The 24,044-nt window shown below is 59.8% G+C and carries 19 protein-coding genes; 11 read left to right on the top strand and 8 right to left on the bottom strand.

Annotated features, from left to right (window positions below):
• The first annotated feature begins 54 nt into the window (after window positions 1-54).
• From QEH54_RS07370 to QEH54_RS07350, 5 genes are all read left to right on the top strand, one after another.
• Complete coding sequence (locus tag QEH54_RS07370) at window positions 55-2,985, top strand: YdbH domain-containing protein (protein ID WP_309018007.1); 2,931 nt, start codon at window positions 55-57, stop codon at window positions 2,983-2,985.
• A gap of 20 nt (window positions 2,986-3,005) precedes the next feature.
• Entirely contained in the window at window positions 3,006-3,227 is a 222-nt protein-coding gene (locus tag QEH54_RS07365) for a hypothetical protein (protein WP_309018006.1), read from the top strand.
• 32 nt (window positions 3,228-3,259) lie between these two features.
• Window positions 3,260-3,652, top strand: a complete 393-nt coding sequence (locus QEH54_RS07360; protein ID WP_309018005.1) for a YdbL family protein — start codon at window positions 3,260-3,262, stop codon at window positions 3,650-3,652.
• 98 nt (window positions 3,653-3,750) lie between these two features.
• Entirely contained in the window at window positions 3,751-5,112 is a 1,362-nt protein-coding gene (gene trkA, locus QEH54_RS07355) for a Trk system potassium transporter TrkA (RefSeq protein ID WP_309018004.1), read from the top strand.
• A gap of 58 nt (window positions 5,113-5,170) precedes the next feature.
• Window positions 5,171-6,646: a TrkH family potassium uptake protein gene (locus QEH54_RS07350; RefSeq protein ID WP_309018003.1), complete on the top strand. Its 1,476-nt coding sequence runs from the start codon at window positions 5,171-5,173 to the stop codon at window positions 6,644-6,646.
• A 92-nt stretch (window positions 6,647-6,738) separates the two neighbouring features.
• On the opposite strand, the gene QEH54_RS07345 is transcribed toward QEH54_RS07350, so the two are convergent.
• Together QEH54_RS07345 and QEH54_RS07340 are read right to left on the bottom strand one after the other, a co-directional pair.
• A complete protein-coding gene (locus QEH54_RS07345) occupies window positions 6,739-6,975 on the bottom strand; it encodes a ferredoxin (protein WP_309018002.1) in 237 nt (78 codons plus the stop codon).
• 91 nt (window positions 6,976-7,066) lie between these two features.
• A complete protein-coding gene (locus QEH54_RS07340; protein ID WP_309018001.1) occupies window positions 7,067-8,326 on the bottom strand; it encodes a glycosyltransferase N-terminal domain-containing protein in 1,260 nt (419 codons plus the stop codon).
• 199 nt (window positions 8,327-8,525) lie between these two features.
• On the opposite strand from QEH54_RS07340, the gene QEH54_RS07335 reads away from it, so the two are divergent.
• The 4 genes from QEH54_RS07335 (at window position 8,526) to ybeY (ending at window position 13,079) form a co-directional block, all read left to right on the top strand.
• A complete protein-coding gene (locus tag QEH54_RS07335; RefSeq protein WP_309018000.1) occupies window positions 8,526-9,017 on the top strand; it encodes an HIT domain-containing protein in 492 nt (163 codons plus the stop codon).
• A gap of 68 nt (window positions 9,018-9,085) precedes the next feature.
• Complete coding sequence (locus QEH54_RS07330) at window positions 9,086-10,048, top strand: PhoH family protein (RefSeq protein WP_309017999.1); 963 nt, start codon at window positions 9,086-9,088, stop codon at window positions 10,046-10,048.
• 231 nt (window positions 10,049-10,279) lie between these two features.
• Window positions 10,280-12,646, top strand: coding sequence for an HDIG domain-containing metalloprotein (locus tag QEH54_RS07325; RefSeq protein ID WP_309017998.1), 2,367 nt, complete (start codon window positions 10,280-10,282; stop codon window positions 12,644-12,646).
• Window positions 12,600-13,079: an rRNA maturation RNase YbeY gene (gene ybeY, locus QEH54_RS07320; protein ID WP_309017997.1), complete on the top strand. Its 480-nt coding sequence runs from the start codon at window positions 12,600-12,602 to the stop codon at window positions 13,077-13,079. Before QEH54_RS07325 ends, ybeY begins: the two co-directional genes overlap by 47 nt.
• Before the next feature lie 54 nt (window positions 13,080-13,133).
• Here the strand turns inward: ybeY and QEH54_RS07315 are convergent, their stop codons facing one another.
• From QEH54_RS07315 to gluQRS, 4 genes are all read right to left on the bottom strand, one after another.
• A complete protein-coding gene (locus QEH54_RS07315) occupies window positions 13,134-14,438 on the bottom strand; it encodes a hypothetical protein (protein WP_309017996.1) in 1,305 nt (434 codons plus the stop codon).
• Window positions 14,439-14,452: 14 nt separating this feature from the next.
• A complete protein-coding gene (locus QEH54_RS07310; RefSeq protein WP_309017995.1) occupies window positions 14,453-16,444 on the bottom strand; it encodes a BCCT family transporter in 1,992 nt (663 codons plus the stop codon).
• A 24-nt stretch (window positions 16,445-16,468) separates the two neighbouring features.
• Window positions 16,469-17,164 carry a MarC family protein gene (locus QEH54_RS07305; protein ID WP_309017994.1) on the bottom strand — a complete coding sequence of 232 codons (696 nt, stop codon included), beginning with the start codon at window positions 17,162-17,164 and terminating at the stop codon, window positions 16,469-16,471.
• Window positions 17,165-17,473: 309 nt separating this feature from the next.
• Window positions 17,474-18,292 (bottom strand): tRNA glutamyl-Q(34) synthetase GluQRS, encoded by an 819-nt coding sequence (gene gluQRS, locus QEH54_RS07300; RefSeq protein ID WP_309017993.1) that lies wholly within the window; start codon window positions 18,290-18,292, stop codon window positions 17,474-17,476.
• A gap of 380 nt (window positions 18,293-18,672) precedes the next feature.
• Here gluQRS and QEH54_RS07295 point away from each other — a divergent pair, with 380 nt between their 5' ends.
• Both QEH54_RS07295 and QEH54_RS07290 read left to right on the top strand, forming a co-directional pair.
• Window positions 18,673-20,523, top strand: coding sequence for an ABC transporter ATP-binding protein (locus QEH54_RS07295; protein WP_309017992.1), 1,851 nt, complete (start codon window positions 18,673-18,675; stop codon window positions 20,521-20,523).
• 46 nt (window positions 20,524-20,569) lie between these two features.
• The gene (locus QEH54_RS07290) at window positions 20,570-22,417 is read left to right on the top strand and encodes an ABC transporter ATP-binding protein (protein WP_309017991.1); all 1,848 of its coding nucleotides are present in this window, start codon (window positions 20,570-20,572) and stop codon (window positions 22,415-22,417) included.
• A 120-nt stretch (window positions 22,418-22,537) separates the two neighbouring features.
• On the opposite strand, the gene QEH54_RS07285 is transcribed toward QEH54_RS07290, so the two are convergent.
• Entirely contained in the window at window positions 22,538-22,759 is a 222-nt protein-coding gene (locus tag QEH54_RS07285) for a Nif11-like leader peptide family natural product precursor (protein WP_309017990.1), read from the bottom strand.
• Between the two features lie 297 nt (window positions 22,760-23,056).
• Entirely contained in the window at window positions 23,057-23,851 is a 795-nt protein-coding gene (locus QEH54_RS07280) for a PRC-barrel domain-containing protein (protein WP_309017989.1), read from the bottom strand.
• Window positions 23,852-24,044: the final 193 nt, after the last annotated feature.

Below are 24,044 nucleotides of genomic sequence, written 5' to 3'. Positions count from 1 at the left end.
GTTGCAACCTAGGAGCTTTTCACTAGTCAACTGTTACTCCTGTTGTCGCATCTTGTGAAAAGACTCCCCGCCATCGCCAAAAAAGCCGGCTTATCTCTCGCCGCCTTTGCCATCGCCCTGCTCCTGGCGCTGCTCGGCGCCTGGATCTTTCGAGCTCCGATCGCGAGCTCCCTGGCGCAGCGCGAGCTCGCTAAACTGGGTTTTGAAAGCGTGGAGCTCACTGTCGACGAGCTTTCCCTGGAAACCACGCAGGCTAGCGGCATCTCTCTGGCGACACAGTTCGGCGAGGCGCAAATAGAGTCATTGCGCATCAACTACACGATCGATGGCTTATGGGAAGCGGGCAAGATAGACGGCCTAACCATAGAAGGACTTCGCGCGCGCGTCCACATCCCGGAATCCGACGGAGATGAAGAAAGCGACCTCGAGCTCAGCCCGGACAATCTCCACTCGTTTCTTCAGAGCCTGCCCTTGCAACAGATTCCCCTCGACGCGCTGAGCATTTCAAATGCGTCGCTGACCGTGGTCAGCGCTTTTGGCGTAGAGGAAATATCCTTCGATGCGAAAGCCAACCGAACGCCCGAGCAAGGGCTTCGCTTCGACCTCCAGCTCGCTGACGCCACAGACGCTCTGACGCTCGATGGGGTGCTTGACAACGACGGAAAGCTGCAGATCGGCGCCCAATTTCAGCTTTCCGACCCTAGCGCAACACTCGACCGGCTCCTACCCGACTGGCGTAGTCGATTGCCTGATACGTCAATCCATACCCTGGGGCAGACAAACGGAAAGTTCGGGCTTCGCTTCTCCGACGCCAAGCAAATCGAATCGACGGCTACCCTGGAAATAGCGGATCTCGACTTCTCATACGACGATCTGACCGCCACGCTCCCGAAACTCAAGATCAGCGTTCATAGCGACGACCTGAACAGCTTCGAGGCGCAGCTAGAGACCACGCCTCAGCGTCTCGAGTGGGACACCTTCGCCCTCGTTCCGAACACTCCCCTTTCTCTGAAACTCTGGTCCGAAGATTCGACTAGCGTATCCGTGGAATCGATTCAACCGATCGCTTGGCGTTATGATCAGGACACCGCTCAAGGCATCTTCACCTTGGAAGCGAACCTGCAGCTAGACGATGAAGCATCTCCCCAACTTTCAGGCGCAGCGAGATTCGAAACGTCTTCTGTTTCCGGATACGCCATAGCCCCATTTTCGACTCGGTTTTCCGGAGACTTCTCCCAGATAGCCTTCACATCGGATCCGATTCGCTTCCGCAGCTCAAGCGACGCGGTACTGGAAGCCGGAACAGGGAGCATCGGCATTCCGGAGGACGACGAACTGCCGATCGATTTTCGATTCCAATCCATCCTCCACGCCAAAGGTCTGGAGGGGTTTCCAGTGGCCTTAAGCGTCGCCCCGCTAGAGCTCTCTCTGGGCAGTTCCATCGGGGACCGAGAATCCACCTATCTCCTGACCTTGAAGAACTCCGATGCAGCCCAGCTATTCGCCAGCGCGGAGGGAGCGAGCGCGGAGGGAGACCTCCAGATCATCATTGACGCGACGGAAGACGCCATCGCGGAAACCTATCGCGGCACCGCTACGTTTTCCGTATCCAACCTTTCTACACAGTTCGAAAGCTTGCGCGGCGAGGGCCTTTCGCTACAGGGAGAGGTCGCGTTTTCAGACATCACGACCGAGCTGTTGGAGACGACGCCAGGGCCTGCTTCCTTCGAACGGATCGCTTCGAAGCTCACCGCGAAAATCGATTGGCAAGCCAGCCAGATCGAGAGCGCCTCCGCACGAGCGCAGTGGAGCGGCGGTTCACTTCAGTTCGCCAACGAAGAGAGCGGCGACTATTCGCTCGAAATCGCCCTGAGCTGCGGTATCCTCAACATCGATACGCTGCGACTGGATCAGCTCTACCTGAACCAAACCCATCGAGGAACTGTAGACGGGATCAGCGGCTCGTCGACCGCAAGCGCCATGTTGGACGGAGTTCCGCTTTCCCTTCTCATCGAACACCATCTCGCCCAACCGCTCAGCGACGCCCAGCTCACCGGAAGCTACCACCTCGAGCCCGCCACCTTCGCCCACTCGGATCTCCTGTCCCGATTCGCTCCGCAGGCGATGGGAGCGTCCTTCTCCGCGGCGATTTCAGCGGAGGGAGCGTTCCGCGCCTCCGCTGCGGAAGCAGACGCCAGTCTCTCGCTCAAGCTCTCGGATGGATCCTTCAACCATCCCCCTTCTCAGCTTTCGGCAAGCGGAATCGAAGGTCGCGTGCTTCTCGAATCGCTGACCCGACTGGACGGTGGCGATCTGCAATCGTCCTTGCGCATCGACGCCTTGCAAGCGGGCGATCTGCGCTCCTCGGGAGCCGCGGTCGACTTCATCGTTCGCGACGGGACACACTTGGACATTCGCCTGGCCCAGCTCCAGCTCTTTTCCGGAGCCGCTCGCCTCGACCCCCTTCAGCTGCCACTCGATGGATCCGACTTCGCAGGAAGCATCCAGCTTGAGCGCATCTCGCTTGGGGAGCTGTCGCGCTACGCGGACCTTTTCGATGGGGAGATGGAAGGAAACGTCAACGGTCGGCTTCCCTTCAGGCTGCGCGATGGGCAGTTCGAGCCGCAACGAGGCCACCTGCAGCTTCCCAGCGGAGAGACGGCCACGCTGAGCTACCACGCGGAGGGATTGCTGACCGATTCCGATCCCAACGCACCGAAGCAGAAGCCCAGCCTTTCCGACCGAGTGCTGAAATTTCTGAATATCGAGCCGGAACGCATCGTCGAACGATCGCTCTCAAACGTGACCATTGACCAGTTCGACGCCCAGCTTTTTCCCGAAGACGATCCCGATACGCCATTGCGGGTGCAGCTCTCCGGTTCCGCGCGCACCGAAGAGATGACGCTACCGGTGGTCATCTCAGTGCGCGTGCACGGCACCATGAGCGAACTTTATAACTTCCTCATTCGACTCAATTCCCTTTAGACTCCATGCTCATTCCGACTATGAAACCACCTGAAACTCCCTCGCCGAAACCGATGCTCGCGGCCGCCACCCTGGCCCTTCTCGCCCTGAGCGCCTCCGGCTGCCTCTCGGTCCGAACGCACAGCACCTTCGACCCCATCTACCTCAATCTCGATATCAACCTGAAGGTTCAGCTTCAACAGGAGCTGGCCGACATCTTCAGCGAAATCGACGCCGCGTCCTCCACCGTAACCGAACAATGAATTTTCCAAGACAACCATCCGTCAAAACAGCCATGAACACCGTTCGATTCCCTCTCTTTCTCGCCCTCATCGCTCTGCTCTTCTCCACCGCTCCGCTCTCAGCCCAAAGCGACGACGAAGAGGCCATCAAACAGCGCATCCTCCAGCGCGTCGACCAGATCGACGCCCTGAAAACCAAAGGTCTGGTGGGAGAAAACAAAAACGGGCTGCTCGAGCAGCGAGCCATGCTCACCCCGGAACAGACCAAGCTGATGAACGAGGAAAACGCCGACCGCCGGGCCCTCTACACCATCGTGGCTCAGAAGCTGGGACTCACCACCGCGGTAGTGGGCCAAGGTCGGGCCGCCGAGCTGCGAAAGAAGTCCGCCGACGGCGTCTGGCTGCAAGCGGAAGACGGCGCCTGGTACAAAAAAGGGACGAGATAGCCGCGTTCGGAGACGGCCGGTTCGCCGCTCCGCCTACTCGTTTTCCACAAAAAGCTTTCCTTGCCCCGTCTACTTCGATCGCCTAGACGCTCTTCTCAATGAAGATCGTTATCGTCGGAGCTGGCGAGGTCGGCACCCATCTAAGCGAAACCCTAAGCGTTGCGGATCATGACGTTACCGTCATCGAGCGCGACGAGACGCTGGCGGACGCCCTCAGCGAGACCATCGACGCGCGGGTGATCAAAGGAAACGGCAGCTCCGCCAGCGCCCTGCTCAGAGCCGGGGTGAACAAGTGCGACTTCTTCCTGGCCATGACCAGCAGCGACGAGATCAATCTGGTCTCCGCCTCGCTCGCCAAGGCTCTCGGGGCGGAAAAGACCTTCGCCCGGGCTCACGATAGCACCTACCGGGACAATTCCCTCATCAATCACCAGCGCCACTTCGGCATCGACCACCTGGTCAATCCGGAAGCCCTCGCCGCAGTGGAACTCGCCAAACGCATCCGCAATCCCGGCCGAGTCGCAGTGGAGGACTTCGGACGCGGCCAGATCGAGGTGAAGTCCATCGAGATCCAGCAGGGGGCCAAGGTGGTGAACATCCCGCTCAAGGAACTCCGTCTGCCCGGAAACATCCGCATCGGATTGATCAATCGGGAGGGAGAAAACCTGGTCGCCAACGCCAACACCACCTTGAAGGTCGGCGATCAAGTCACCGTCTTCGGTCATCCAGATTCCCTTTTCGAGACCAAGGCCCTCTTCGATCCCTCGTCGAAAGGCTCGGCCAAGATCGCCGTCACCATCCTCAGCGGCTCGGAAATCGCCATCTCGCTGGCCCGCCTGCTCTCCAATCCGCGCTTCAAGATCCGCATCATCGAAAAGGACCTGAAACTCTGCCAGTCCCTGGCCGAGCGCCTGCCAAACGTGACCATGATCCATGGCGACGGCACCTCGCTGCGCGTCCTGGAAGAGGAGGAGGTCGGACATTCCGACTTCTTCGTAGCCTGCCGCAAGGACGACGAGGACAACATCATGACCTGCCTGCAGGCCTTCAAGCTCGGGGCCAAGCACACCATGCTGGCCATCAACCGGGCGGACTACATCGAGATTCTTGAAAAGCTCAGCAACTCGCTCGGCGTCGAGCTCGCGGTCTCGCCGCGCGTGGCGGCCACCAACGAGGTGCTGCGCTACATCGGCAAGAAGCCCTTCATCGAGCTGGAGGAAAACGCTCAGGGCGCGCAGGACAGCAACTGCATCATCGAGCTCGACATCGCGGAAAAGTCCGCCGTAGCCGGGAAGCGCATTCGCGACGTGGCCTGGCCCAAGGAATGCGTGCTGGTGGGGCACGAACACAACTACATGCCCAAGACGCCCACCGGCGACGACGTGCTGCAAGCGGGCGACTCCATCATCGCCATCATCTGCAAGAGCCGCATCAAGGAGCTGCTAAAGCTGACCAAATAGATCGAAACCACTCCCGAGCCGCTGGGCGCGCCGCTCGCTTCCTCCCGCTTTCGCATCCATGAATTTTCCCCTCGTATCACGGCTCATCGGCGTCGCCATGCTGATCCTCGCCATGGCGTTCTTCCTGTGCATCGGCGTGTCGTTCTTCATGGACTCGCCCGAGCACGCGGCCATCACGCACAAGGCGTTCTACACCGCTTGCGGCATCTCCATGGCCGCCGCGACCGCCTTTCTTTGGATCGGCCGCCGCCACACCAAGAAGTTTTTCCGCAAGGAAGCCCTAGCCACCATCGGCATCGCCTGGCTGCTCGCCAGCCTGGTGGGTTCGGTCCCATACGTGATCGCCCTTCCGGACGCCACCCTCGCCGACGCCATTTTCGAAAGCTCCTCCGGTCTGACCACCACCGGGGCCTCCGTCTTCACCGACTTGGAGTCCTTTCCGCCCAGCATCATGTTCTGGCGCTGCTTGAGCCAATGGATCGGCGGCATGGGAGTGGTGGTCTTCTTCGTAGCCGTGCTGGGATTCATCGGAGTTGGCGGGAAGATGCTCTACGCCGGGGAAGCCTCGGGCTCCGTGGCCGAGTTCGAGGAAAGCCGCATCCAATCCACCGTCGGGCGACTGGTCTGGGTCTACCTCGGCCTCTCCGTCGCCTGCTGCCTTTCCTACCACTTCGCCGGCATGGGCTGGTTCGACGCCATCAACCATTCCTTCACCACGGTCTCCACCGCTGGCTTCAGCACCCGGACCGACAGCTTCGCCGCCTTCCAAAGCCCCGCCATCGAGTGGGTATCCATCGTCTTCATGTCCCTGGCCGGCTTGAACTTCCTCTTCATCCTGCGCCTCTGCCTCGGCAAGTTCCACCTGCTGCGCCGCAACACCGAGTTTCGCGTCTACTTCAGCCTCCTGCTCGGCTCATCCGCGCTCGTGAGCGCCTACCTCATGCTCGATGGGACCGCCTGGGACGCGGAGCACGCCATCCGCGCCGGCACCTTCCAGGTGGTTTCGATCATGACCACCACCGGCTTCGCCACCGAGGACTTCGCCCAATGGAGCGCCCTGCCGCAAATGCTTCTTTTGCTGCTCATGGTATTGGGAGGCTGCACCGGGTCCACCGCAGGCGGCATCAAGATTTCCCGCGTGGTCATCGCCGCGCGCATGAGCCTGCTGAGCATCGAGCGCTCCTTCCGCACGCGGGTGGTGCGCCAGATCAAGATAAACGGCATCGTTCTCGGACCGCAGCCCCTGGCCGACGTGGTCAACTACCTTATTCTCATCGGCGGCGTGATCAGCTCCTCCATGGTTGTAGTAGCCATTTTCGAAACCACGCACCAGGTGGATACCTGCCTCTCCGTGGTCTACGCCACCCTCTTCAATGTCGGGCCCGGCATCGCCGAGGTCGGCCCCACCGAAAACTTCGGATTTCTGCATTCGCACACCAAGATCTTCCTGTCTCTGCTCATGATCATGGGCCGCCTAGAGCTGTACGCGATCCTGGCCCTGTTCTCTCCGTCCCTCTGGAAGCGTTTCTCCTGAGGCCTTCTTGAGCCGACCCCAAAGGATCCCGACACAAAAAAACGCGCTCCCCGATGGGACCGCGTTTTCCAAAAGTCTACCTGTGGGGAGTCCTACTCGTCGCCATCGTCGCCAATGGCCTCTACCGGACAGCCTTCCAAGGCCTCCATGCAGAGATCGATGTCCTCCTGGCTTTCCGGCTGCTTAAAGACAAAGGAATACGCCTCGTCGTCGTTTCGGGTAAAAAAGTCAGGGGCGGTTTCGCGACAGAGATCGCAGTCGATGCACTGCTCATCTACGTAAAACTTGCCTGCTACGTTGTCGGACCACTTTTCGGATTTGTCTGCCATACAGACCGTATAAATCGCCATTCGGCTGGCAGTGTCAAGTGGGTATCCGCGGCCTGAAGCCCGCTATTGGAAGAGGATCGAGCAACGCTCCCTATTTCGAAGCGAGCCAAGCCTTTATGCCGTCCACGGTGCGATCGACCGCTCCCTGGCTCTGCTCTTTCCAACGCTTGCCGCCCTGCCCCATCCTTCTGCGCGACTCGGCATCCTGACTGAGAGAGACGATGGTTTCCAAGGCCTCGAGCTCGTCGTTCACCTGGCGAGCGGCTCCAAACTGCAGCAGTCCCGCCCGAATGCTGCGAAAGTTTGACATGCCAGGACCGAAAAGGAGCGGCACCCCCAGAATGCCGCACTCCACCGGGGTCTGGCCTTCGGTGTGCGGCGGCAGCGATTTTCCGACAAAGACCAGGTCGGCCAGCTGGGTCAACTGCCTCAGCTCGCCATGGGTGTCCGCGATCAGCGCATCCACCTCGCCCTGCGGAAGTCCGCGCGACTTGAAATGGGTGCGCAGATCCGAGGCGTCGCGACGCAGCAACGCTTCGATTTCATCCCGACGTTCGCCATGGCGCGGCACGATGAGCAGTCTGGCGCTGGGCTGGGTTTCGCGCAGGGCTCGAAAGGCTTTGAGCAGCATCGCCTCCTCCCCGGGCCAAGTGGAGGAGCCGAGCAACAGAAACCCGGAGCCCAGGCCGAGCCTCTCCTTGAGATCGCTCTTCTCCCGCTCGTCCAGGATTGGCTCGATGGTCACGTCGACCTTGATGTTGCCAGTGGTCTCCACCCGCTCAGGATCCATTCCGAGCTTGATGAAGCGTTTGCGGTCCTGATCGGAGCAAGCGAAGACTCGGGAAATGCGATTCATGAAACCGCCGTAGAGCCAGCGAAGCTGCAGCGAGCGGCGGAAGGATCGATCCGAAAGACGGGCGTTGATCAGCAGAAACGGCACCCCGCGACGCTTGGCCTGCTGCAGGTGCTCAGGCCACAGCTCCGTCTCGGCGCAGATCGCCAGATCGGGGTCGATACGATTCCAGACGCGATGGCTGAACAGCCAGAAGTCCATGGGAAAATAGGAAATGCCAACCGCCTGCCGGCCGTACTTTTCCTTGGCGAGGGCATAGCCGGTGCTGGTGGTGACGGTGAGATAGATTTCGATTTCCGGCTCGGACTCCAACCGCTTGAGAAGGGGCTCGATGGCCAGCATCTCCCCCAGACTGACCGCCTGGATCCAGATGCGTTTCCTCCCGGGAGCTTTCGGCGGCACCTTCAAGCCCTTGCCAAAGCGGGTGCCAAAACGGTCGCGGTACCCGCCGCGCTTGCGGATATGCAGCAGATAGCCCGGCAAGCTCAGTAGGGCCAATGGCAGAAACAGAATCCTGTAGATCCAAATAAACACTCCCGCCTTCAAAAACAACGACCGACCCACAAGGCAAGCTCCCCGAACGGCAAATTCGACGCCGCCGAGACAGCCCCTGGCGACCTCCTCCGCTCGATCGCGCCCCCGTCTCGCTCTCATTGACAAGCGACCGGCGGCACCTATTCTCCAGCCCCTTATCACTATGGAGCATCTTCACGCATATTGGAGAATGGAGTACGTCAAGCAGGACAAAACTCCGTCCGAGCGCCGACCGTTCGTCGATCTGCCCAAGTTGGACAACGACAAGGAAAACTTGGTCCTCTCCCGGGAAGCCCACAGTTTCATCCTCATGAACCGGTACCCCTACAACGCCGGCCACCTGCTCGTGCTGCCCTACCGCGAAGCCCCCCATCTGGAGGACCTCAGCGACGAAGAGCTGCTCTGCTTCACAAAAACCACCATCAAAGCCAAAAAGCTGCTCGAAAAAGCCCTCCGGCCGGACGGCTTCAACATCGGCATCAATCTCGGGGAAGCCGCCGGGGCGGGCGTGCCGCGCCACCTCCACCAGCATATTGTGCCGCGCTGGTCAGGCGATACCAACTTCATGCCCGTGCTGGGCGAAACCCGAGTCCTCCCGCAATCCCTCGCCGCCATGTGGGACCACCTTTCAGAAACCCTGAAACGTGAATTTTGATTGGAGAACGAGAGCCCCTTCTCCCCATCCTTTCCCGATCACTCGCCACACGGAATTCGCTCCCTAACATGCCTTCCCGCAAAATCCACTTCCAAAGCCCGCGGCAGCTCAACGAGCTCTACTGCGGACATGAGGAAAACCTCGAACTGCTCGAACGCACCTTCGACGCCTCGGTGGTCGCTCGCGACAACTGGATCCAGATCGAAGCGGAGAAGGAAAGCTCCATCGAGTCCATCGCCCAGGTCTTCGACCTGCTGCTGCAGGGCCGCGAGCAAGGGCTCGCCGTCAAGGACCGCGACTTCGAAAAGACCACTCTGGGCGTCTCCGAAGGTCGCCAGGAGGAGATGGCCGAACTCTACGAGGGCGGCACCGTCATCCGTACCAAGCGCAAGAGCATCGTGCCCAAGACGCTCGGCCAAAAACGCTACCTGCGCTCCATCTTCGAAAACGACGTCATTTTCGGCATCGGACCTGCTGGTACCGGAAAAACCTATCTCGCCATGGCCGCCGCCGTTTCAAAACTGCTCGATGGCAGCATCGAACGCCTCATTCTGAGCAGACCGGCCGTCGAGGCGGGAGAGACCCTCGGCTTCCTGCCAGGAGACCTGCAGGAGAAGATCCTGCCCTACCTGCGCCCGCTCTACGACGCCCTGCACGACATGCTCACCCCCACAGACGTGGAAAAGCTCACCGAGCGCGGCCTGATCGAAATCGCGCCTCTCGCCTACATGCGCGGACGCACCCTCAGCAACTCCTTCGTCATCCTCGACGAAGCCCAAAACACCACTTCCGAACAGATGATGATGTTTCTCACCCGCCTGGGAGAAGGCAGCAAGATGGTCATCACCGGCGACGTTTCGCAGATCGATATTCCAAAATCCCGCGTCTCCGGCCTTCTGGAGGTCAAAAAGATTCTCAAAAACCTAAAAGGCATCCACTTCCACCGATTCGAATCTAGCGACGTGGTGCGCCACCATCTGGTGCAGAAGATCATCGACGCCTACGGTCGCTATCGGGAAGCGCACAGCTGAGCTCCCGTCGACTTTACTCAATCGGCTGGCCGAATCCCCCCTCCTCTCCGGCCGCAAACCACCCACCGCTTCCAGCAAACCAAGCATTCGCTTCAACTCAGTCCTCGAAAACCGTTACTCAAACAGGCGCTCGCGCAGCGGGTTTTCACGCATCGGACCACCCTTGGCCCACCGCAAAGATAAACTTGCCCTTGTTTGAATCATTTCGATATCAGCGAGTCCATCAGACATATGCCGTTCTCAGAGCAGTTTAAGGCGTGGATCCAAAAAGCCTTTCCCCATAAGAAGCGAAAGCGCCGCACGGAGACGCCATCCACCCTGCCGCGCTTTCTCGAGGAAAGCCCCGCCGTCGGCATCGCCGTCTTCGTCCTCACCGTAGCGGCTATCGTGGTCACCACCTTCGTAGGCATCAAGCCGACCGGCTTTCAGATCCTGCCCAACCAGGTCGCATCCATCCGCATCGTGGCCGGCGAGGAGTTTTCCTACCGCAGCAAGATCCTCAGCGAACGCAAGCAACAGCAGCTCCTCGAGGAGGTTCCCCACGTCTACCGCATCGACATGGGCCCCTACAACACCTTCAAGGAGCACGTGGAGGCCCTCATCGAAGATATCGAGGACTTCAAGTCCATCGACGACGACCTCACCGCCAGCCAGGCCGAGGCCCGGATAGAGAGCATCGCCAACGACTTCAACGCCCGCGGCGGCTACCGGCTTTCCCCAGAAAACGTCGCCGCGATGCTCGACTACGCCAACGTCGAAACCCTCAAGGAGCTCATCAACACCGGCCTGATCAGCATCGAGGAAAGCTACAAGCTGGGCATCTACGACGAGGACGACCCGACCTTCAACGTGGGCCGAAACGCGGTGGCCGTCTTCCAAATCGTCAATCAGGAAAACAAGGTCGGCCAGAAGCGGGTGGAGTCCATCGACGACGCCCTGCGCTCCGTGCGCATCAATCTCGGGGCCACCAACGTGCCGCCCAAGGTCGCCGAGTCCGTCATCCGCCTCTTCCGCGACGCCCTCAAGCCCAACCTGCGCAAAAGCGCCCAGGAGATGGAACGCCTGCGCGAAAAGATGCGGGCCTCCTTCGAACCGGTGATCGTGCAGGTGCAGGAGGGCGAGAGCATCATCGAACCGGGACAGCCGGTCACTCCGGAGCAGCACGAGCAGCTGGTGGCCTACCAACGACACCTCGCCGGCAAGAACGTCAGCACCTTGGACAACCAGCTCTTCGGCCGCATTCTGCTTGTTTTGGCCATGGTGATCGCCGCGACCTTCTTCATTCGCCTGGAGCACAAGGTCACATTTCAAAGCAATGGACGTCTGGGACTGCTGGCTCTGCTGGTAGTGATCAACCTGATCCTGGTGCGAGCGTGCTTCGAGCTCGGCAATTTCGAGGCCTTCCTCTACGACAACAAACTGTCCGCCATCCTGCCATACATCACCCCGACCGTGCTAGCGCCGATCCTGGTGGCAGTGCTGATCGGCACCGGTCCGGGCCTGCTCATGGCCCTGATGATCAGCCTCTTCACCGCGGTCATGTTCGGCAACCGCCTCGACCTGCTGGTGATGTCCTTCCTGGCCTCCACCGTAGGCATCTACTTTTGCCGCAACCTGCGCAAACGCGGTCGCGTGGTCACCGCCGGCTTCTTCGCCGGAGTCAGCGTGGCCATCTTCACCCTGCTCTTCAATCGGGTGGACGGGCTGCCTTGGCCGACCATCATCTACCAGATGACGGGCGGCTTGCTCACCGGCCTGGCGGAGGGCGTGCTGGTGGTGGGCCTGCTGCCGATTCTCGAAGGCATTTTCCGCCGCACTACCGACATCACCCTGCTGGAGCTCTGCGACTACAATCACCCGATTCTGCGTCGCATGCAGATGGAGGCACCCGGTTCCTGGCACCACAGCCTCATGGTGGCGAACCTGGCGGAAAACGCCTGCAACGCCATCGGCGCCAATGGCTTGCTGGCCCGCGTGGCCTGCATGTTCCACGATATCGGCAAGCTGGTGAAACCGGAGTACTTCACCGAAAACCAGCTCGACGGCTTCAATCCGCACGACGAGAAATCGCCCTCCTTCTCCGCCTTGGTCATCAAGAGCCACGTGAAGGAAGGGGTGGACCTGGGCCTCACCTACAAGCTGCCGCGACCGGTCATCGACGTCATCCGCCAGCACCATGGCACCAACCTGATCCGCTTCTTCTTCCACAAGGCGAAACAAAAGGCCGACCACGAGGCCCATGTGCAGGAGTCGACCTACCGCTACGACGGCCCGAAACCGCAGTTCAAGGAGAGCGCCGTCATCCTGCTAGCCGACTCCGTGGAAGCCGCCAGCCGATCCCTCGCCAAAGTCACTCCGCAGAACGTGGAGGAACTGGTGGACCGCATTTTCCAGTCGAACATCGACGACGGACAGCTCAACGACTGCCCCATCACCATCGCCGAAGTGGCCGCCATCCGCGAAAGCTTCATCTTTACCTTACTCAACTCGCTGCACTCGCGCATCGCCTACCCAGGACAGAAGCCCATCGAGAAACCGTCCAAGAAATCCGATGATCGAAAGAACGAACGAGCAGCCGAAGCGGGCGCTAGTAAATAACCTCTGCCCGGGACTAAGGCTCAAGGAAAGCCAGATCGAGCGCCTGATCGAAGTCCTCGACCGAGACGGCGCTTTCGACGCCCCAGCCGGCGAGCTTTCTATCGCGTTCGTGAGCAAAAAGGAAATCGCCCGCCTGCACGCCGACTTCATGGACGACCCCACGCCCACCGATGTCATCACCTTCCCGGGCGATCCCGATATCGAGCTTGCCGGCGAGATTTGCGTTTGTCCCGAAGTGGCTCGCGACTACGCCCAGCGCGAACGCCTGGACTTCTCGGAAGAACTTTCCCTGTACGTCATCCATGGCTACCTGCACCTCTGCGGTTTCGACGATATCGAGGAATCCGATCGAGCGGAAATGCGGCGGGCCGAAAAGCTCGCGATGCAAATCGCCCGCGCCGCGAACGCCCTGCCGACGTTTACGCTAGGCTAGAGCAGCGCGCGAGGTCACCGACCTTCGCAACTCGCTTGCGTCGTCGTATCGATTTTAGTAATACAAGCCGAAGTTCAAATTGATCCGCTGCTGCCATTCGTCGTTCGGATTTCGGCCGAGACGATCGCCATAGGGAACCTCCCCGCCCACGAACTCGTTTCCATTGGAAAACACCCAATCGAGATAAACGTACCAAGGGCCTCTGGCGAACGCTGTGCCAAAGGTCATGAAGGCGCTGTCGTTTAGACCGTCCTCCGGTTTCATCACATTGCTGTATTCAAAAAACGGACGCACCGAATCGAGCCATTCCAAGGATCGAGTCTCCACGAGGTAGCTTACCGAAACGGCCGGCACCCAGGCCTTCGCTGCGGTCTCCACAGGAAAGTCGTAGGCCCCGAATGTCGTCGTGTCGCCGACGCCGTTCAGCTCGTAATAGCTGAGCTGCGTACCCAGTTTCCAATTACCAATATCCGTGACCGCGTGCAGCGACGCCGCCCAGTGCGTCTCGTCATCCAGTCCCCCGACGCCATCGAGCTCGCCCAGCTGAAACGACGCTCCGTACTCGCCAGAGCGATCGGCCCCATCGCTCCATGAGCGAATGGCCCGGAGGTTGACCTGGTTGCGTTCCTCATAGCCCACGCCGCCTTCCGCTACCACATCATAGGAGTAGCGAGCGCTGCGCTCCGTGCCGCCGCGCCAGTTCTGTTCCGACCGGGCGAAATACGCGAGATCGAAAGCCCAGTCGCCCCGCTCCGTCCGGTACTTCACCCCCAGGTCCATGTCGTCAGCCAAGCCGACGTAGTAGTGCTGATCGAAGAACCAGCTCTGGGAAACGCCGTACGGCCCAGCCCCGAACGGCACGCGCGTCATGCCGACTTCCACGTGGTCCGTCGCGTTCACCTGATACCCGAGCCAGCCCGTGTGCAGGAAATTGTAGCCGCTGTAGAAACGGTATTCCCCTTTGGCCATCCAAGGGCCATTCTCATAGTACATGTTGATTCGGAAGGTATCGAGTTCGAACACCCCACCATGACCGCCGCGCGAGGGAGCGTCACCCCCTCCGGGGTAATCGCCCAGCACGTAGTTCACTCGCACCGCCCCGCCGATCTCCAAAGTCCCCGAACCGCCAGCGTCGATCTCGATGCCGCTGCCCAAACCCGACTCTTCGGCAGTCTGGCTTTCCTGCGCCGCAAGCAACGCGGCTTTCGCTTCCGCCAGCTCCCTTTCCAACTCCACGACCCGCTGAGCGAGCTCTGCCCTGTCCCCGGCGGCTTGAGCGATTCCAGTCGTCGGCAAAGCGATCGCCGCGACGATGGCTGCGTAAGAGAGTGTGGATACAATTCGTTTTCCCGTTCTCATGATGCGACTCCTTCCTATCGAATGGCTTCCATGAACTTCAAGTGGCTCTCGTACTGATCCAGCACGTCGTGGATCACCTCCTCTTTGCTCCAGTCCATGATCTCGTAGTCCTGACCGCCTTCCTTCAGGAAGACTTCCGGACGGTAGTATTTGAGTTCCTCGAGACGATTCCCTCGCAGGTCCTGCATGGCGAAAGCGGGCGCCTCGTAAGGAACCGGATGAACGCTGTAGTAGAAGTCCGGCTCGTCTCCATGGCCCACTTCGATCCAACACCGGCCATCGCTTCCTCGCTCCACCCTGCTCTCGATGGATTGGGAGGCGAATTCCGCCTGCACCTCGCGAAATGCAGGTTCGACCGTCTTTTCGATAAAGCCCTCGACCTCTCCGAACTTCGGGTTGGAAAGCAACTGCTTCAAACGCGTGCGCCAAGGCAGGGAAGCTCCAGCCGCGGGAGCCCCCGTTCGCGAACCTGGCAGCGCGTTCTGCTTCGCCGTATCCACTCGGAGAGCCCGCATCAGACCCCAGCACATGCAAACCATCACCAGGGTGAACGGCAAGGCGCTGGCGATAGTGGCCGCTTGCAGGGCCCCCAAACCACCCGCCAACAGAAGCGTGATGGCCACCACGCCCTCCGCCGAAGCCCAAAAGAGCCGCTGCCAAAGCGGGGATTCAAGATCGCCTCCCGAGGTGAGCATGTCCACCACCAGAGATCCGGAATCGGAGGAGGTCACGAAAAAGGTCACGACCAGCAAGGTGGCCAGGAAGGAGGTCACGCTGGACAGCGGAAGGTTTTCGAAAAACTGAAACAGAGCGACCGAGGTGTCCGCCGAGACCGCCTCCGCGAGGTCCAGCATGCCCTGTTGCATGATCAAGTGCAGCGCCGTGTCGCCGAAAACCGTGAGCCAAAGAAAAGTGAAGCCCACCGGCACGAAAAGCACGCCCACCACGAACTCCCGAATGGTGCGCCCCCTGGAGACGCGGGCGATGAACATGCCCACGAAGGGCGACCAGGCGATCCACCAGCCCCAGTAGAACAAGGTCCAGCCGCCGATCCAGCCGCGCGGCTCGTAGGCGTAGAGATTGAAGGTGCTGTCGAACAGGCTCGAAAGATAGATCCCGATGTTCTGCACGAAGGTTTCGGCCAGAAAAAAGGTGGGGCCGAAAATGATGACGAATCCCAACAGCAGCACCGCGAGCACCACATTGAGCTCGGAAATCCGTCGAATGCCCGCGTCCAGTCCCAAACCGACCGAAAGCGAGGCGAATCCAGTGATCACCACGATGAGCAGGATCTGCATCTGCGGCGAAACCGGCATGCCAAACAGGTAGTTCAAGCCGGAGTTCACCTGGATGACCCCGAATCCCAGCGAAGTCGCTACCCCGAAAAGCGTGCCGAGAACCGCGAAGATGTCCGCCGCATGCCCGATCCAGCCATGGATGCGGTCTCCGATCAGAGGATAGAGCGCCGAACGAATGGTGAGCGGCAGCTTGTGCCGAAATGCGAAATACGCCAGCGACAAGGCCACCACCGCGTAGATCGCCCAGGCATGCAGTCCCCAATGGAAAAAGGTGATGCGCATGGCGTCGCGTGCCGCCTCGATCGTGCCGGGATCCGCTTCCGGCGGACTCGCGTAGTGCATCACCGGCTCCGCCACACCAAAAAACATCAGCCCAATGCCCATCCCAGCCGAGAAGAGCATGGCGAACCACGACCGATAGCTGTAGTCGGGCTTGCTGTGGTCCGGCCCGAGCTTCACGTCGCCGCAGCGGCTCACCGCCAGAAAGATCACGAAGACCAGAAAGCCCGCCACCGCCAGCACGTAGAACCAGCCGAACTTGTCGGTGACCTGCGACTGCAGACCGCTAAACAGAGCGTCCGCCTGCTCGGGAGCCAAGGCCGCGAAGAGCACAAACAGCAGTATCAGCGCCGCCGATCCGTAGAACACCGGCGGATTGATCTCCATGCGAAACGGGGATTTCCTCTTCTTCTCTTCTTGTTTTTCCATAACCATTGATTCGTTTCTAGATTGCTAGAATTCCTCTGACTCGGCTTCGCCGGTCGGCTCCTCAGCGCTTTGTTCCAACGCCGCCTTTCCCTCTATAAATGGCAGCCGCTCCACCCCATTGACCACGAACTGCACCGCGATCACCGCGAACAACAGCCCCATCACTCGCCGAAGAATGCGCAGCAGGATGGGATTGAGCCAATCGCCCCCCTTGGCCGAGGTTCTCAGAATCCAGTAGCTCGCCACATAAACCACCACCACGCTCACAAGAAGCATCACGCTCTCGGAAAACGCATCCGCCTGTCCCTGCAGCAGAATCACGGTGGAGACCGCCCCCGGTCCGCAAAGCAGCGGCACCGCCAGCGGAGTGACCGCTACGTCCTCCTTCTCTCGGGCCGCCGAGCGCTCCGTTTCGTTCAAGCGCTTGGGAGCGTCCGGAGCCCTCACCATCTCGAAGCCGATCGAAAAAAGGATGATGCCGCCCGCGATCTGCAAGGCGGGCATGGTGATGCCAAGCAGACTGAAAATGAACTCCCCCAGTAGGGCCATGAAAGACAGAAGGCAGGCCCCGATGATGCAAGCGAGCCGCGCCGAACGCCGTCTCTCCTCCTCGGCATCGCCCGGCGTGATGGCCAGAAACGCCGGCACCACCGAAAACGGATTGATGATCGTGAACAGCGAGACGACCGAAAGCAGAAGAAAATCGATTGAGAGAGTCATGGGAGATCTGTGCGGCCCTTTGTGGAACAGGCCTCGAATGCGACGTCCGACACGCGGCGCCTAAACGGAGAGATGAAACTCCGACTGCCCTGAGCGCGGCCGGAAGAAGCAAAACGCCGCCAGAGCCAATGCGTACCATCGCGCCTACTCGCGGATACGTCAAAAGCCCCAGGCAATGCGTACGGAAACGGGTTTGGAGAAAAGGCCAACGCCATCCCCGCGCGAGGTCAAGGACTCAGACCGAAACGCCTTGGCCGAAGCACGCGCCTCCAGCCCTCCAGCGCCGATACCCCATCGCCTATGGCGGGTTCACGAAGTCGAGAGCTTCGTCAACGCGTCCGCGACCGTGACGCCACGGGCCCTCAGCTCGCGCAACCCCATCGAACCCGCTCGCTTGGCAAGTCGCTTTCCCTCTGTATCCACGACAAGAGGACAGTGGAAGAAAGCGGGGCTTGCAGCGCCGAGCGCTCGATAGAGCAACAGCTGCCGCGCCGTAGACGTCAGCAGATCCCGCCCCCGCACCACCTCGGTTATCCCTTGAGCGATGTCGTCGGACACCACCGCCAATTCGTAGCTGGGGAAACCGTCCTTTCGCCACACCAGAAAATCTCCAAAGTCGCGCTGTCCCACGAAACGCTGCGGGCCGAGCCTCCCGTCCTCGAACGCGACCACCTCCGCCTCCGGCACGCGAAAGCGCCAATTGATCGACAAAGCGTCCCGTTCGCTTTCGAACTCACGCTCAACTTCTCGACAGGTGCCGGGATATAGCGGCTCCTGCCCCTCCTCGTGCGGAGCTCGAGCCGCCTCCGCCACATCCTTGCGCGAACAGCTGCACGGGAAGATCACCCCCGCCTCCCTCAAGCGTCGCCAAGCCTCTCGGAAGCTCGCCAACCGCTGGCTCTGCACCCAGACCTCCGGCTCCCAGCTCAAGCCCGCCCAAGCGAGATCCTCCTTCAGGGCGTCAACGAACTCCGACTTGCAGCGGGCCTGATCCAAATCTTCGATACGCAGAAACAGCTTGCCGTCCGCCTCGCGGGCCCGACGTTGCGCCTCTAGGAAGGTTCGAGCATGCCCTAGATGCATCAGACCTGTAGGTGTGGGAGCGATACGTCCTCGGTATCCTGTCATAGCGTTCTTATCCATTGCCCCCTGGAAAATCGCAATACTTGCTCATAAAGAGCATTTTCCACAAAGTTTTTCTTGCCTGAAGCAATCCAACACCTTTTAGTCCGTGAATCCTAACTTATCAGCGATAACACTAGGTAATCGGTTAAGACTATGAAACGCGCCATTCACATGACCAACGTGATTCTATCACGTCAAGAAGGGCGCCTCTAGAAACTGACCGAAAAGAAGGCTCCTTTCGCTAACGATCGCGGGCCAAAAAGAATTTTCCCTCCCATCCCTATGGCCCGCTTAACAGCGGGCCTTCTTTTTTGTCCGCTTCCGATCCGAAACTGAAGCCGCGCCTTCGCCTTTTTCGTTTCTACAGAAAACCGCTCGCGGACATGCCATCCAACTCGACTCCCTCTCCTAAAGCCGAAATCTCCGGGCTCGCCCCGGCGTGGCGACTGATGCGCGGCTATCGCGGCCTCTTCGGCTGGGCCGCCGCCGCCCTCTTCGTCTCCACCGTGTTCCAGTTCCTGACGCCGCTCATCGGGAGCGCCGCCATCGACTTCTCTCTCACCGATCAAGGGGAGAACAGCAACCGGTTGCTCGCGTTCGTCATCAAAACGATCGGCGGAGGAGCGTTCATCAAAGAACACCTCTGGGTCGCCGCGGTCGCGATGGCCGGTTTCGCCATTCTTGGCGGCGTGTTCAACTACTACCAGAAACTGGCCGCCGCCAAGGCCTCGGACGGAATATGCAAGCGCCTCAAGGACCAGCTCTACGATCACATCCAACGGCTGGACAATCGATACCTCGACCAGAGCCAGACCGGCGACCTGCTGCAACGCTGCACCTCGGACGTGGAAACCATCCGCATCTTCCTCGCCGCCCACGTGGTCGAAATCGGTCGCTCGGTGGTGCTCATCCTCGCGGTGCTCCCGATCATGCTCTCCATGCACGTCGGCCTCACGCTCGTATCAATGGGACTGATACCCTTTATTATCCTATACAGCTACGTGTACACCAAACGGGTCAAACACGTCTTCAAGGAGGTGGACGAAGCCGAAGGCCGGCTGACCACGGTGGTGCAGGAAAACATCACCGGGATCCGCGTGGTCAGGGCGTTCGGCCGCCACGACTTCGAGATAGAGAAGTTCGCCAAACCAAATGGCGAGTATCGCGACACCGGCATCCACCTCATCCGACTCATGTCGTGGTTCTGGTCCATCTCCGACCTGGTCTGCCTGCTGCAGATCGGCATCGCCTTGTTCGCCAGCGCCTACCTCGCCATCCAAGGCTCCGCCACCGTGGGCACCTTGTTCGCCTTCCTGGCCCTGATGAATATGGTGCTGTGGCCGGTCCGCATGATCGGACGCATCCTCACCGATTTCGGAAAGACCTCCGTCGCCCTCAGCCGTATCGAAGAAATACTGACACATCCTTTCGAAACGGAGACCGACAACGCATCCGTACATCCCAAGGGCCCTGCCTCGGGCGCCATTCGTTTCGCAAACGTAAGCTTCTCTCACGAAGAGGATGGAGACCCCACCGTACGCGATATCGATTTCGAAGTGAACGCTGGCGAGACCCTTGCCATTCTCGGCCCTTCAGGCTCCGGAAAGACCACCCTGATGCACCTGCTGCTTCGCTTCTACGACTGCGATAGCGGGACCATTAGCATCGATGGCGTCGACATCAGAAAACTGGAGCGGGCCTACCTGCGCGACCAGTTCGGCGTCGTTCTCCAGGAGCCGTTTCTCTACTCGCGCAGCATCGCTCACAATATCGCCTTCGGCGTCGGGGGAGCCAAACAGATGGAGATTGAATCGGCCGCTCGAGCCGCCTGTATCCACGATACCATACAAACCTTTTCCGAAGGCTACCAGACCGAGATCGGTGAACGCGGCATTTCGCTCTCTGGGGGGCAACGTCAGCGCGTTGCGCTTTCCCGAGCCCTGCTGCGAAATCCCCCAGTGCTGCTGCTCGACGACGCTCTCAGCGCCGTGGATGCGGAAACCGAAAACTCGATCATCGAAGCCCTTAAGAAACGGCACGGGAATCGCACCACGATCGTGATCGCCCACCGCCTCTCCACCTTGGCGCATGCCGACAAGATCATCGTCCTGGAGAACGGTCGCATCACCCAGACCGGAAACCACCGCAGCCTAAGCCAGGAGCCGGGACTCTACCAGCGACTCTGGAACATCCAAACCCAACTCGAAGCGAGCCTCGCCGCCGAAACGAGATAAGGTCGACCGCAAACGTCACCATCCTCTCGCTAATCCAATCTCCAAAATGCCAACTCCGTATCCAGAAGAAGAATTCAGCAAGAAGATCGATCTCGGTCTCTGGCGCAGCATCTTCCGCTTCGCCCTAGGACACAAGCGACTGCTCATCCCGCTTTCCGTCACCGCCCTTATCCTCAGCTTGATCGACGCCTGCTTTCCGATCGCTACCAAACTCGCGGTCGACGTCATCCACGCTGGAGGCGACGCTTCGGAGCTGCTGCCCGTGGTGGCGTTCTATCTCGCTCTGGCCCTGTGCCTCGGCGTCGGCGTATTCATCTTCATCAATTGCGCCGGTGGCATCTCGCACCATATCGCCCACGATATCAAGCGCGACTGCTTCCGTCGACTGCAGGAGCTGGAGTTCGCCTTCTACGACAAGCAACCCACCGGCTGGCTGATCTCTCGGCTCACCGCTGATTGCGATCGCCTCTCCCGCATTCTCGCCTGGGGCTTTCTCGATCTCATGTGGGGAAGCTGCTTCGTGCTGGCCATGATCGTATTCATGCTGTTCCTACACTTGAAACTGGCTTTGATCGTGCTCTCCACGATGCCAGTCCTGATCGCAGTCAGCATCTTCTTTCAGCGGCGCATGCTGATCACATCGCGCCAGGTCAGGAAGCACAACGCTCGCATCACCGCTTCCTACAACGAAGGCATCGCAGGCGTCAAAACGACCAAAACCCTTGGTCGAGAAAAGGAAAACCTCGGCGAATTCGAAGGCATGTCCCAGGACATGTTCGCCGCATCGGTGCGGCGCGCCTTTCTCAGCGCCATCTACCTGCCGCTGGTCATGCTCATTGGAAGCGTCGGCTCCGGTCTAGCGCTTTGGTACGGCGGCATAAACGTATTGAACGAATCCATACAGATCGGCACCTTGATCGCCTTCATCAGCTACGCGGGAAACTTCTTCCACCCGATCAACCAGATCGCGATGATTCTCGCGGAAATTCAAGGAGCCCAAGCCGCAGGCGAGCGGGTCATGAGCCTGCTTGCGACCAAGCCGAAGATCAAGGACTCGCCACAGGTTCTCGAGCGCATCGAGAAGAACGAGAGCCTGAGCGATGCCGAGCTGGCATCCGACGGCTATCCCAAACGCATCGACGAGATTCAGTTTCAGAACGTGAGCTTTTCCTACAACCAAAAGGAACCTGTGCTGGACGACTTCAGCCTCACCGTGAGCGCCGGGCAAACCATCGCCCTCGTGGGCCCGAGCGGAGGAGGGAAAAGCACCATAGTCAGTCTCGTATCCAGATTCTACGAACCAACGAAAGGAAAAATCCTGTTCAATGGCATCGACTACCGCGAACGCAGCCTCGATTGGCTGCAGGCGCAATTGGGCATCGTGTTGCAGACGCCGCACCTGTTCAATGGCACCGTGAAGGAAAACATCCGCTACGGACGTCTGGATGCCAGCGACGAGGAGATCGAAAACGCCGCCCGCTTCGTCAATGCCCACGATTTCATTTCGAAATTGGAAAATGGATACGAAACGGTCATCGGCGAAGGCGGAGCCCGACTGTCTACCGGAGAACGCCAACTTATCTCCTTTGCCCGGGCTTTGCTAGCCGGCCCGCAGATCTTCATCATGGACGAGGCCACATCCTCCATCGATACTGAAACCGAAAAGCGGATACAGGACGGGATGCAGCAAGTCTTCGAAGGCCGCATCAGCTTCGTCATCGCCCACCGCCTGTCCACCATTCGTTCAGCGGACCGAATTCTCGTGATCAACAAAGGTCAAATCGAAGAACAAGGAACGCACGACGAGCTGTTGGCCCAACGCGGGCACTACTACGATCTCTACACGAGCCAGTTTAGAAACGAAGGTTTCGCCCAAGCCCTGCAGAGCAGGTAGCAGTCGAGCCAAGCGGCGGTCGAGAGCGGAACGGAGGATTCGCCCCATTCGACAGTTGACGCAAGAACGCGAAGGGCCCACTCGGAGCGCCCCAAGCAGGAGCCTGCTTCGGCCAACCGCTCAACGCAGCCAGACCTGGCGGGAGCGCGGATTTCCAGAACACTCGAAATCCAGCCCTTCCTCGTCCAAAAACTCGTCCAGCTCCTGCACGGAAAAGACGTAGCCATCCGCCTCCGCCGCAGCCACGAACTTTTCCTTCGTCTCGATCACATTGTACTTCGCTCTCAGCGCCTTGTCCGAGCCACCTGCGAGCAATAGCTTCTCTACGTTTTCCTTCGACATTTCTTCTATTGGTTAAATTCGATCACGATCGTATCCACTATCTGGATAATAACGACCAGCGAAGGCCGCCTAGCAACCGAAGTACCAACATCGCCGAGCGCCTAATTTACGCCAGCAAAGTGAAGCAGGCGTAATGCACGGCATTAGCCAACGCGCCCTCCCAGCTGGGCGTCGCGAACTGGCTTTTGAATTCCGAAAAACAGGCTCGCGAACCGGAGCGAGGCCTCGATCGGGGCAACCGCGTTCCTGTTCGAACGCCTCAGCGCACGCCCGACGGCGCGACGCAGGGCCGTGCCCCTAGTCGCTTCCCAGCACGGCCAAAGCGTTCACCACGGTCAGATCGGTATGCTGCGCGGCCAGTTCTTCCGCGACCTCCTTTTCCGTTTCATTCGCGACGCTACCGCTGATCACGATGTTGTCCCCCCTTTTTTCGATCGTGATCACCGAGGCCACACCACTGATCCGTTCATCCTCGTTGAACGCTTCGCGGATCACGGAAACATCGTCCTCGGTCCAGACCATCTTGGCGGCCGAGCTTGTCTCTTCGTACAACGTCGCTTCGTCCTGTATGACTTCGACCGTCGTTTCGGTAGCGCCGCCCTCCGCAAAGGCCACCACTTCGTCTCTCGAATAGCCCTGGAGCACGTAGGGCCCGTCAGGTGTCCGGGCGCTCAGTCGATCCAGAGGCACCTTCACCAAGTCGTCTCCGATTCCGAAAAGTCCGCCCACCGAGAGATAGGCGAAGTCGCCTTGATCGGGATCGACGAACTGCTCCAGACCGGTACCGGAAGAGGCCTGCCCCGAGCTGGCTTGAGTGCCGAGGCCGGTCGACTCCAGTTTCCGGGCCAGACTCGAAATCCGAATGTCTTCGATGCTGCCGATCCTTTCGCCCGATCGATCAAGGACCGACGCGCCGATCAGGTCCTTCGCCGTCAACGCGTTTTCCAAGCGCTCCTGAGATTCGCGGGACAGGTCGAAGTCCTTGGCCGTGAGGTCGCCGCTCTTGGTGGATTCCGCCATCTCGGCCAGGACGCTGGAGGCCGACAGGGTACACGCGAGCAACGCCGCTGAAGCTACTGTTTTCGTTTTCATAAGTCTATGGGTTTCGAGCCGAGTGGATCCGATGCGGAAAGTCCCGCCGAGACGCCCGAGGAATTCCTTCCTCTCGAAGCGCCCGTCAGCCCTGCAGCTCTGTCTAGGAAAGACCAATTGCGTTTCCTGCGCCAACTAGGGTTTGTCCGGAAGGCCAAAGGCGGGACGGAAAAGAGCTAGGCTCATTTTGCAT

This window comes from Pelagicoccus sp. SDUM812003 (genome assembly GCF_031127815.1).
Taxonomy (GTDB): Bacteria; Verrucomicrobiota; Verrucomicrobiia; order Opitutales; family Opitutaceae; genus Pelagicoccus.
The sequence above is the reverse complement of the archived record's forward strand: the minus strand, read 5'-3'. Positions and strand labels throughout refer to the sequence as shown.